Source organism: Mycobacterium sp. UM_Kg27 (assembly GCF_000972905.1).
Taxonomy (GTDB): Bacteria; Actinomycetota; Actinomycetes; order Mycobacteriales; family Mycobacteriaceae; genus Mycobacterium.
In genome coordinates this window covers 17,155-28,185 of the sequence record NZ_JRMM01000047.1, presented here as the reverse complement: position 1 = coordinate 28,185, position 11,031 = coordinate 17,155, and the positions used below count along the sequence as shown (strand labels likewise).

Sequence of the window (11,031 nt, the reverse complement as noted above, 5' to 3'; positions counted from 1 at the left end):
AGTCCTTGTGCTCGGCGATAAACCGAATCACCGTTTCCCGGGCCGGTCGAGCTCGGCCCCGAAGAAAATCGCCGCTGCTTTCAAGATCTAGGACTGGCGCCGACCTCTATCGGACCGATACTAATCCCCGCAAAGCCCGATCATCTCGCGGTCTTTGGCGTTTGCATCGTTGATTGCCGCGCCCAGCTCCGGGTCATCGCCCTCTCTGCCGGTGGAGAGAGCCACGATAGTTTGGTAGGTGCGTGCGAGAGCGCGGGCGGCGTCGCGATACTGAGGGGCGAGCGCCGGGTCCGTCGCGGCCGTCTCTAGGATTAAGGCGCCATTGGTCGCAGAGAGACGCGCGAGGGCAATGTTGTTGGGCGTGTTCGTCTCAATGTGCTCCGCGTGAGCTGCAAGCTTGTAACTGTCGCAGAGACGCTTCTTGGCGTCGGCTTGTTGCGCGGCCGTGTAGCGAGGCGCTGACGCGTCGGCTGATCGGGTTAGCGAAATGATCGCCACGATCAACGCGGCGGCAGATAGCAGCGCAGCAAGTGCCGCGAGTACCGCAAGGGATCGCTGGGGCGACCGGGCGGGAGGCGTTGTGGGCCAAGGTGGTGGTGTCATGGTCACACTCCGGATGGTAGACCTCAAACACGCGCTAGGGCCCTAGATCGTTGCCTCGCAAAGGGGGCAACCCAGAGCAAGACAACCGGTTGGCTAGGGACCGGTTGCGCTTGGCCGCCTGACCCCTACCGCCCCAACGGCTTATAGAACACCAGCCCATTGCCCTTGTTGTCGTAGACCACCGCGCGGCGCTCGTGGGCATCGTCGTACGGGCCCTTCACGATTCCGCCCCCGCTGGCCTCGATGGCTTTCGCAGCACCGTCGACGTCGTCCGTCTTGATGCCGACCACCACCTGTCCGTGGATGGGGTGGTCCACCGCGGTCGCCAATGCCAGCGTCACCGATCCGCCGTCGAGCGCGGCGAAGTGCGCGCCGTCGCGAAACTTCAGCGGCATGCCCAGGGTCTCGCTGTAGAACTTGATCGACTCGTCCAGGTCGTCGGTGGACAAGACGATCATCCGAATGTCGTGGTCGCTCACGGCTACCTCCTGTAGTTCGGCCTCGATCCAGGCTAAGCCCGGATAGCGTCACCGGAGGGGTAATCTCCTTGCCGTTTTGGTCATCGCGTGCGTCCTCGTCGCGCCGCTGGTCAATACGGTGGTCACCGACCACGGGTATTCGGCGTCGATCCAGTGGTGGCGCCGGCGCTGCCAAACGAAGCTCGGGTGATCGCGATCGATCTGGGCGGCTCCAAGGCCCCGAGCGACGCATCACCCCACAGCGCGATGAGACAGACCACCGCCGTGCGCCGTGCGCTCGACGCGCTGGGTGTGCGTCAGTGCTGGTCCGGCATCGAGAGGACAAGCCAATTCATAAGCAACATAACACCTTTCATCAACACGCAACACAACACCTAAGCCCGCCACGTTTCACGCGCCACCCGGTGGAAGTTTCCGCCGAGCACGGCATCGATGTCGCCGACTGTCCAGCCGCGGTCCAACAGGTGCTCGCGCAGCCCCAGCCAGGTCTCCGGCGGCATCCACTGGATCGGACCCCAGCGGGTGTAGCTCTCGTCGAACAGCTGCGGGTTGGCCAGCAGCTCGGCATTGAAGTCGGCGTGGTCGAAGGAGTAGTCGGTGCTGACACCGACGTGCTCGATGCCCACCAGTTCGACCGCGTACTCCAGGTGGTGGGCGACCGCGTTGAGTGTTGGAGTGTTGGGGCCCAAGAAGATTCCCACCGCGGTGATGCCGACGACGCCGCCGGTGGCCGCGCACGCCCTGGCCTGATCGTCGGTGATGTTGCGGGGGTGATCCCACAGTGAGCGCATACACGAATGGCTGTAGACGACCGGGCCGGTCGAAACCGCGCACATATCCAAGCCGGTGCGGGCGCTGCCGTGCGAGCCGTCGGGGACCATGCCCACGGCGTTCATCTCGGCGACGATCGCGCGGCCCCACGCGGTCAGTCCGGAGTCCACGGCGTCCAGGCAGCCGCTGCCGGCGCGGTTGGCATGGTTGTAGGTGGGCAACAGGGTGCGGACGCCCTGCTCGGCCAACACGGCCAGGTTGGCCAGATCGTCGTCGAGCGGGTTGGAATCCTCCAGGTCGAACACCACCGCGATGCCGCCGGCACCGGTGATCGCGTCGACGTCGCTGACGGTGGCCGCCACCGTGAGATTCGGGTGGGTGTCGATGGCGCGGCGAAAGTGCCGCAGCAGGGCCACGGTGTCGGCCAAGCGCTGCGGGGCGTAGCCCGCGTTCACCGACAGCAGTGCGCCGCCGGAGTGCTGGTAGCGGGTCAGCGGGGCCACCTCGGCGTTGTCCTGCAACGGCAGGCAGGTGTGCTGGTCCCACAGCAGCGTGCTCATAGCCGCTGATCTTGCTCTGCACACCGCCCGAATGCGACGCATTAATCTAGCTCCATGGCAATCGACTCGCGGCCCGCGTTGAAATCGGACATCCCCTCGCTGGCGCAGGCGTTGGGGCGCGCGTTCTACGACGACCCGGTCTCCATGTGGCTGCTTCCCGACGACGAAGCCCGCACCGACCAGTTGACGACCTTCTTCGGCACCTCCACGCGGGTTCATCATCTGGCGGGCGGCGGCGTCGAGGTGGCCGACGACGGCGCAGTCGTCGGGGCGGCTGCGCTGTGGGACCCGCCGAATCGCTGGAAGCAGTCGATCTGGTCGCAGCTGCGCATGGTGCCGTCGTTGTTCCGGTCCTTGGGCTTCCGACTCACGCAAGGCCGCGCGCTGACCGACCTGTTGGATGCCAACCACCCCGAGGAACCGCACTGGTACCTGGCGGTGATCGGCAGTGACCCGTCCGTGCGGGGCCGCGGCTTCGGACAGGCCGTCATGCAGCCGCGGCTGGATCGCTGCGATGCCGAACTCTGCCCGGCCTACCTGGAGTCCAGCAAGCACGAAAACGTGCCGTACTACGAGCGTTTCGGCTTCCGGGTGATCGGCGAGATCAATGTCCCCAACGGCGGGCCGACGCTGTGGAAGATGTGGCGGGAGCCGCAGACTCCGTAGCGGTCAGTCGCCGACCGAGCCGCCGAGTCGTTCGGCGGCGGCGATGTAGTCCTCGACGAACTCGAACACCACGTCGCGCGCGGGCTTCACCTTGTTCATCAGCCCGACTCCCTGGCCGACGAAGTAGGTGGACAGCGCTTGTGCCCCAGCGTGTCCGGTAGCGGCCAACTTGTCGATGCGACGCAGTGTGGGTTCGGCGATCATCGACTGAAGTGGAAGCGGCAGGGTCGGGTGGCCCTTGTCGTTGGGCTGCCACGCGTCAGTCCAATCGGAGATCAGTTGGCGTGCGGGCTTGCCGGTACGTCCGGTGGAGCGAATGGTGTCGCGCGAGGTGGCCGCGAGCATCTTCTGCACGGTGTGCGGGGCGGTCTCGGCTTCCTCAGTGGTGAGCCATACCGAGCCCGTCCACGCGCCGGCGGCCCCCAAGGCGACGCAGGCCGCCATCTGCCGACCGGTGACGATCCCACCGGCGGCAAGCACGGGCACCGCGTTGTCGATGGCCTCGATGACTTCGGGAACCACGACCAGCGTGGATACTTCGCCGCAGTGACCGCCCGCCTCGGTGCCCTGAGCGACGATCAGATCCACGCCCTGCGCGACCTGCTTGAGGGCGTGCTCTTTGGCGCCGACGAGCGCGGCGACCGGGATCCCGTTGTCTTTGCCGGACTTGATCATGTAGTCCGGTGGCACGCCCAGGGCGTTGGCCATCATGCGGATGGGGTGGGCGACAGCGACTTCGAGCAGTTGTTCGCCGTTGCTACCGGCGAGCATGGCGGATCCCAACCGGGGCTTCTCATCGGGCTCGATGTCATGCTGGGCCAGCAGGTCGGCGATGAACGCCTTGAACTCATCGGGGATCCGGTCGGACAGTTGGCGGCCGGACAGGTTCTCGCCCTTGCCTTCGAATTTGGCGGGCACGATGATGTCGATGCCGTAGGGCTTTCCCTTGACCTGCTCGTCGATCCAGGTCAGTTCCTGATCCAACTGCTCAGGGGTGTAGGCGGCGCCGCCGAGCACACCGAAGCCGCCGGCGTTGGTCACCGCGGCAACCACGTCGCGGCAGTGGCTGAAGGCGAAAAGCGGGAAGTCGATGCCGTACTGCTCGCAGATGGGTGTCTTCACGGCGTCGCCGCTCCTTCGGTCAGTGGGGATCGAGAAGGGTGCCTGGCCCCGCGGGGTGAGGCAGTTGCAGCGACGTTATCGCAGCACAGGCGAAGCGGCGCACCTGGTATGGCTCTCGACCGAAACACCGATGCCGCAAGGTCATTGACCATGCGGCATCGGTGCGCGAAGGGTTATCAGCCCACCAGCGCGTCGAGCAGTCCCGACAGGTCGGAGTCGCTGAGGTCGGGAGCCGACAAGCTGTGGTCGGCCAACAAGGACTCGATGATGGTGGCCTCCGATCCTCCCGGGGGCGGCAACGGCGCGTCGGTCGGCTGAATGACTCCCGCGCCGGTCAGGTAGGCAACGCCGCGGGCCATCAGTTGCAGCGCATCCACTGACAGACCACCGAAGAAGTCGTTGACCTGCTGGGCGGCTTGGGCCAGTCCGCTGATCAGGAAGATGTCCTGGTCGACGATTCCCTGCAGGAACTTGTCGATGTCGGCGACCACACCGTTGAGCAGGTACGGGATGGTGGCGACGACGGTACGGAGGCCCAGGGCGAGGTCGTTGCCGATGTTCGGGTAGCCATACATCGCGATTGCGTCGGTAAGCGACTGCTTGAGGTCGACCGGCGAGACGATGCTGTTGACGATGCTGGGGTCGGTGAACATCGGGGAGCCGTCGAAGTCCGACCGCAGCGGGACGCCGAAGAGCTGCAGGATGGTCGGGGTGATGTCGGCGATCGAGTAGTTCAGGTTCTGGCTGCCGTCGGTGGCGTTGTCGCCGGCCTGGTCGAAGATGACGAACTGGGTGGTCTCATTCGGCGACTGGAAGCCATGCCCGAAGCCCAGCGACATCTGGTGGCCGTGGTCGGTGGTGATGATGATCGACCAGTCATCGCCGGTCTCGCCCCTGGCGTAGGCGACCGCATCCAGGATCTGCTGGATGTTGGCGCCGACGTTGATGACGGCCTGGGCGTACTCGGCCGACCCGCCGCCGTAGGAGTGTCCGGCCTCGTCCGCCTGCACCTGGTAGGAGAAGATGAAGTTGTCGATGTTCGGGTTGGTCGTGGTCGCCAGGATCTGGGCGATGGTCTGCGACGTAACCTCTGCGTCGGTGTCGGCCCAGCTGTTCTGGAACGGGACGAACAGGTTGTTGTCGGCCCCATAGCCGCCCGCGGCGGCCATGTCGTTGATGTAGTCCCAGTCGGCGATCACCGTGGTCTCGATGTCCGGGTTGTGGTACTCGAGCAGGTTGAACACCGTCGGCCACTTGTCATACGGTTCGGGCTCGAACACGTTGTTGATCACACCGTGCTTGTCGTCCCACACCCCGGTGAGGACCGTCGACCACGACGGACCGGAGATCGTGGTGTGGTTGACCTCGGTCGCGGCGCCGGTGATGCCCTGGTCCATCGCGGTCTTGAAGCCGCTGTCCTCGTTGTAGGCGTACTCCAGGATCTTGGCGAGGTTGGTGCCGTCAGTGCCGATCAGCAGCACATGCTGGGCGGCAAGCAGCCAGTCGGCCGTCGTTGCGGACAGCCCCGCCGGCGTCCCGACGACGGACCCTGTGCCGGCGACCAGGCCGGCGACGGCCACACCACTGAGGAACTTTTTGAGTGTTGTCACGGTCGGACTCCCCCGTCGAGTTGTGCGAGCCAATTGGGCGCAAGACTAACAGTTACCCAAGCGAAAACTCAGCTTTCTGCCCGAAATTACTCATTTGTGCAGGGTGTTACTGAGGAGGCCAGTGGGTTATCTCACCCGACGGGGCGGGTGTCAGACGAGTTGTATCAGCTCAGCAGGGCGTCCACGTCCAGCAGCAGCGGAAGCTCGGAGCCGTCCAGGTCGGGGGCGCTGAAAGCAGCGTCGGCCAGCAAGGTTTCCAGCGATCCGGTGAACTCGGCGCCGCCGGGAAGGGGCAGCGGGGCGTCGTTCGGCGCAATGACACCTGCACCGGTCAGGTATGCGACAGCGCGGCCTAACTCGTTGGCCACGTCGATCACCAGCCCGCCGACGGTGTTGAACACCCACTGGGCGCCCTGGGCCAGCCCGCTGATCAGGAAGATGTCCTGGTCGATGATTGACTGCAGGAAGTTGTTGACCGGGGGGAAGGCCCAGTCCCGGAGGAAGTAGCCGGCACCGCCGGCCAGCGCACGAAGGCCCAGCATGAGGTGGGTGCCGATGTCGGGATAGCCGTAGGTGTCGATTGCGGCCTGCAGCGCCGCCCTCAGGTCATCGGGGAAGACGGTGCTGTTGAGCAATTCCGGGTCGAGCTGCATGGGGGTGCCGTCGAAGTCCGACCGCATGGGGATGCCGAAGGCCTGCAGAATCGTGGGCACGATGTCGACGGTCTGGTAGGCCAAGTTCTGGGCACCGGCCTGGTCCTCGTTCCCGGCCAGCGAGAACATGATGAAGCTGGTGGTCTCGTTGGGTGACTGGAGTCCGTGTCCGAGGCTGAAGCCGGGCAGCTCCGGATTCGCCTGGTGGCCGTGGTCGGTGGTCAGGATGATGGTCCACTTGTCGCCGGTGGCCGCCTCCGCCTGAGCGACTGCCTCCAGGATCAGTTTGAGGTTGGCGCCGACGTTGATGACGGCCTGCATGTACTCGTCCGACTCGGCGCCGTAGGAGTGTCCGGCATGGTCGACCTGGGACTGGTAGGCGAACATGAAGTTCGAGATGTCCGGATTGGTGGTGGTCGCGAGAATCCGGGAGATGGTCTCGTCGGCTGTCAGCGCGTCCATCTCGGCCGACGTGGAGCCCCCGGAAATGCCGATGATGTTGTCAGCGGGGTAGTTGCCCGTGGAAGCCATCTCGGTGAACAGGCCCCGGCCGGAGATGACCGTGGTCTCGATTTCCGGCTTGTTGTACTCGATCAGGTTGAACACCGACGGCCAGGTTGTGTACGGCTCCGGACGGTAGATGTTGCTGACGATCCCATGCTTGTCGTCCCACACCCCGGTGAGGATGGTCGACCATGACGGCGTGGACAGCGTCTGGTGGCCGGTCAGGCTGGTGATGGCGGTAATGCCCCGGTCCGCCAGCATCTTGAAGCCGCTGTCGTCGTTGAAGGCGTACTCCAGGATCTTGTCGATTCGGGTTCCGTCGGTGCCGAGCAGCAGCACATTCTCGGCGGCCAGCAGCCATTCGGCGGTCACCGAGGACAGACCCGGCGGTGTCCCTGCTGTCGCGGCTCCCGTTCCAGCAACCAGGCTGGCCACGGCCGTAGCGCACAGAAACTGCTTGACCTTCGTCACGATCGGGTCTCCTCGTTGGCGTGGTTGGTGTTGCTGCCGTCGCTTCGGCGGATCAGCCCAGCAGAGCCTCGACATCGAGCAGCTGCGACAGGTCGGCGGCCACCTGGGACAGATCGGAGAACTCGGCGCTGCCCGGCGCCGGCAGCGGCGCGTCTTCGGGCGCGATCACACCCGCCCCCAACAGGTGCGCGGCTCCCATTGCCAGCGTGTTGGTCACGGTCACCGTCAGACCGCCGAAGAAATCGTTGATCTGCTGGGCGACCTCGGCCAGCCCACTGATCAAGAAGATGTCCTGGTCGACGATCCCCTGCAGGAAACCGTCGATCTGGTGCATGAACTTGTCGATGAAGTACGGCACGGACCCGATCACAGTCCGGATGGCCAGCTCGATCTCGTTGCCGATGTTCGGGTAGCCGAACATCGCGATCGCGGCGGTGAGTGCTTGTTCGAGATCGACAGGCGTGACGTTGCTGTTCAGGACGGTCGGGTCGTCCACCAGCGAGACGCCGTCGAAGTCCGAGCGCAAGGGGATGCCGAACAGCGACAGGATCGTCGGCGTGATGTCGGCTGTCGAGAAGTTCAGGTTCTGGCTGCCGTCGGAGGCGTTGTCGCCCGCTTGGTCGAAGATCACGAACGACGAGGTCTCGTTGGGCGACTGGAAGCCGTGGCCGATGCTGAGACCGGGCAGGGTCACGGTCTGCTGGTGGCCGTGGTCGGTGGTGACGATGATCGACCAGTCGTCGCCGGTGATCGCCTGCACCTGAGCGATCGCGGCCAGGATCTGTTGGAGATTGGCCCCGAGATTGATGATGGCCTGCATGTACTCCTCCGACCCGCCGGCGAACTCGTGTCCGGCGTGGTCGGCCTGGCTCTGGTAGGAGAACAGGAAGTTCGAGATGTCATCCGGGTTGTCCGCGGTGCCGAGGATCTGGGCGACAGTGAGCGCGGTGACCGCAGCGTCGCTGTCGGCCGGGCTGTCCCCGGCGGGCACGAAGACGTTGTTGTCGACCGAATATCCGCCGGCGTCGGCCAACTTGTTGAGGTACTCCCAATTGCTGATGATCGTGGTCTCGATCTCCGGCTTGTTGTACTCGATCAGGTTGAACACCGACGGCCACGCGTTGTAGGGCTCGGCCCGGAACACGTTATTGAAGACCCCGTGCTTGTCGTCCCACACGCCGGTGAGGATCGTCGACCACGAAGGCCCGGAGAGGGTGGTGTGGTTCACTAGACTGGTGGCGCCGGTGATGCCCTGGTCCATGGCGGTCTTGAACCCGCTGTCGTCGTTGTAGGCGTACTCCAGGACCTTGGAGAGGTTGACGCCGTCGAGGCCGATCAGCAGCACGTGCTCGGCGGTGAGCATCCAGTCGGCAGTCACCGTCGACAGGCCCACCTGGGCCCCTACCGCTGCTCCTGTTCCCGCAACCAGACTGGCGACGGCCGTAGTGCACAGAAACTGCTTCACCTTTGTCACGATCGATTTCCCTCGCCGAAGTTACGCGGACCACTGGGCGGCAAGCCTAGCAGCCGGTCCCCAGGAAAAATTCAGCTTCATGCCGAATTTCCCTCATTTGCCCAGAAAGTTACTGAGGAATCTGCGGTAGCCGTACAGGTGCGGCGCCGCGGACATGGCTCCGCCCCACCGGCCGGTGCTGCCTGAAGCCGGTGATGCCGGCCGGCTTCCCAGGGGTGTTCCGTGCGGCGGGGCGCCCCGCTCAGGGCTTGCTGCGCCAGCCGCCCGCGGCAACCGCGATCATCCGGAGTTGTTTGACGGCAACGGCTTTGATCTCGGCCAGGCTCTCGGCATCCGGGGCGTCTTCGATGGCCTCCGCGGTGACGATCATCGCGTTGACAAACAGTCCCGCCAGGACGTTGAGATCCTCGGAGCTCCAGGCATTGAACCCGGGGAAACGCGCCAGATCCGTGGCCAGCTCGGAGGTGATCAACCGGATCTCGGTGCGGATCGCGTAGCGCAGCACGGTCATCCCGCTGAAGCGTTCCCGGTTGATGAACCGCCAGTACTCGTGACGGGAGGCCACGCTGTTGACCAGGACCTCCACCGAGGACTCGATGACCCGGCTGGGGTCCACCCCGCCGGTGCGGGCGTCGCGCAGTGTCTCGCGCAGTGCTCGAAACGATTCGTCGATGAGCACCAGGCCCAGGGCATCCATCGACTCGAAATGCCGGTAGAAGGCGGCCGGCACGATGTGGGCGGCGCGCGTCACCTCGCGCAGGCTCAGGGCGCTGAAGCTGCGTTCGTCCAGCAGGGTGAGCGCCGCGTTGATGATCGCGCGCCGGGTGGCTTCCTTGCGTTCCTCGCGGGAAACGCGCTCCGGCAGTTCGGGGCGGGGCGCCCGTTCGGGGCGGGAGACACGGGGAGGCCGTTCGGGCCGCGGTGGCCGCGTGCGCCCAGACCGTGAATTCGGCGTACGACTGTTCACTGTTGTGAAGCGTAACACAACCGGCGAACAGCCCTTGACTGTTCGTAAACAAGTGTTCACTGTGTACATATGTTCACTCAAACTTTGACGCGGCGGGTCCTGGGCTCCAGCCTGGTCGATCTGCTCACCGGCCCGCACGGGGTCGACCGCTACACCGAGCTGGTGTCACCGACGTGGACCCGCAACGACGCCCGCGCCCGGGTCGTCGAAGTCCGGCGTTCCACCCCGCGCAGCGTGACCCTGATCGTCGAACCCAACGACGCGTTCGGCTGCTTCCCCCGCTTCCGAGCAGGCCAACACGTCAACCTGTCGGTCGACATCGACGGGCGTCGGCGCACCCGGTGCTACTCGCCGGCGAACGCCGAGGGGCAACGGCTCCTCGAGCTCACCATCGGCCGCCACGAAGGGGGCCTGGTCTCCGAGCATCTGTACCGCAACGCGCGGCCCGGCATGGTCGTCGGACTGGAGAACGTCGGCGGAGACTTCGTGCTCCCGGCGATCCGCCCCCGGCGCATTCTGCTGATCTCCGGTGGCAGTGGCATCACCCCGGTGATGTCGATGCTGCGCACGCTGGCCGCCGAGCAATATGCGGGCCGCGTGACCTTCATCCACTACGCCCGCAGCCGTGAAGAGGCCTGCTACCACGATGAACTTGCCGCCATGCCGCGAGTGCGGGTCCTGCACGGCTACACCCGCACTCCCGAAGACGGCGACCTGCAGGGCTACTTCAGCGCCGAGCATCTTCAGGCCGCCATGCCGAACCCCGAAGCGGTGTACGTGTGCGGGCCGCCGGCGCTGGTGACGGCCGTGCGCGAGCAGTGCCCCGACGCGATCTCAGAGAGCTTCGTACCCCCGGTCTTCACGGTTCCGGCCGACCCCTCCGGCGGGCAGGTCAGCTTCCTCGGCAGCACCGTGTCGGTGGTCGACGACGGCCGAACCCTGCTGGAGCAGGCCGAAGCGGCCGGACTGCAACCGGCCAGCGGATGCCGGATGGGTATCTGCCACAGCTGCACGTGCCGCAAAACCGGTGGCGCGGTGCGAAACCTGATCACCGGCGCGATCTCCACCGCCGAAAGCGAAGACATTCAGATCTGCGTGTCGGTTCCCGTCGGTGACGTCGAAATCGACCTGTAGAAAACGAAAGGAGCCAA

Annotated in this window: 10 protein-coding genes; 2 read left to right on the top strand and 8 right to left on the bottom strand. The window is 65.3% G+C overall.

Annotated features, from left to right (window positions below):
- Positions 1–120 precede the first annotated feature (120 nt).
- The 3 genes from LI94_RS09855 to LI94_RS09840 all read right to left on the bottom strand — a co-directional run bounded on the left by LI94_RS09855 (position 121) and on the right by LI94_RS09840 (position 2,413).
- Positions 121–498 carry a hypothetical protein gene (locus tag LI94_RS09855; RefSeq protein WP_052739912.1) on the bottom strand — a complete coding sequence of 126 codons (378 nt, stop codon included), beginning with the start codon at positions 496–498 and terminating at the stop codon, positions 121–123.
- A gap of 230 nt (positions 499–728) precedes the next feature.
- Positions 729–1,082 (bottom strand): VOC family protein, encoded by a 354-nt coding sequence (locus tag LI94_RS09850; RefSeq protein WP_019737291.1) that lies wholly within the window; start codon positions 1,080–1,082, stop codon positions 729–731.
- Between the two features lie 374 nt (positions 1,083–1,456).
- Positions 1,457–2,413 carry a membrane dipeptidase gene (locus tag LI94_RS09840; protein WP_046301067.1) on the bottom strand — a complete coding sequence of 319 codons (957 nt, stop codon included), beginning with the start codon at positions 2,411–2,413 and terminating at the stop codon, positions 1,457–1,459.
- A 54-nt stretch (positions 2,414–2,467) separates the two neighbouring features.
- Here LI94_RS09840 and LI94_RS09835 point away from each other — a divergent pair, with 54 nt between their 5' ends.
- Positions 2,468–3,079: a GNAT family N-acetyltransferase gene (locus tag LI94_RS09835; RefSeq protein WP_024440307.1), complete on the top strand. Its 612-nt coding sequence runs from the start codon at positions 2,468–2,470 to the stop codon at positions 3,077–3,079.
- A gap of 3 nt (positions 3,080–3,082) precedes the next feature.
- Here the strand turns inward: LI94_RS09835 and LI94_RS09830 are convergent, their stop codons facing one another.
- The 5 genes from LI94_RS09830 to LI94_RS09810 all read right to left on the bottom strand — a co-directional run bounded on the left by LI94_RS09830 (position 3,083) and on the right by LI94_RS09810 (position 9,880).
- Complete coding sequence (locus tag LI94_RS09830) at positions 3,083–4,201, bottom strand: nitronate monooxygenase (RefSeq protein WP_046301066.1); 1,119 nt, start codon at positions 4,199–4,201, stop codon at positions 3,083–3,085.
- Positions 4,202–4,377: 176 nt separating this feature from the next.
- On the bottom strand, positions 4,378–5,811 hold the full coding sequence (locus LI94_RS09825; protein WP_046301065.1) for an alkaline phosphatase family protein: 1,434 nt from the start codon (positions 5,809–5,811) through the stop codon (positions 4,378–4,380).
- Positions 5,812–5,975: 164 nt separating this feature from the next.
- Positions 5,976–7,439 (bottom strand): alkaline phosphatase family protein, encoded by a 1,464-nt coding sequence (locus tag LI94_RS09820; protein ID WP_046301064.1) that lies wholly within the window; start codon positions 7,437–7,439, stop codon positions 5,976–5,978.
- A gap of 52 nt (positions 7,440–7,491) precedes the next feature.
- Complete coding sequence (locus tag LI94_RS09815) at positions 7,492–8,913, bottom strand: alkaline phosphatase family protein (RefSeq protein WP_046301063.1); 1,422 nt, start codon at positions 8,911–8,913, stop codon at positions 7,492–7,494.
- Between the two features lie 241 nt (positions 8,914–9,154).
- Complete coding sequence (locus LI94_RS09810; RefSeq protein WP_024440302.1) at positions 9,155–9,880, bottom strand: TetR family transcriptional regulator; 726 nt, start codon at positions 9,878–9,880, stop codon at positions 9,155–9,157.
- A gap of 69 nt (positions 9,881–9,949) precedes the next feature.
- Between LI94_RS09810 and LI94_RS09805 the strand changes: the two genes are divergently transcribed.
- The gene (locus LI94_RS09805; protein WP_046301062.1) at positions 9,950–11,014 is read left to right on the top strand and encodes a ferredoxin reductase; all 1,065 of its coding nucleotides are present in this window, start codon (positions 9,950–9,952) and stop codon (positions 11,012–11,014) included.
- Positions 11,015–11,031 lie beyond the last annotated feature (17 nt).

Coding starts and splice junctions, on each gene's coding strand:
- LI94_RS09840 (WP_046301067.1), bottom strand. CDS start 2,413: ATGAGCACGCTGCTGTGGGACCAGCACACCTGCCTGCCGTTGCAGGAC.
- LI94_RS09835 (WP_024440307.1), top strand. CDS start 2,468: ATGGCAATCGACTCGCGGCCCGCGTTGAAATCGGACATCCCCTCGCTG.
- LI94_RS09805 (WP_046301062.1), top strand. CDS start 9,950: ATGTTCACTCAAACTTTGACGCGGCGGGTCCTGGGCTCCAGCCTGGTC.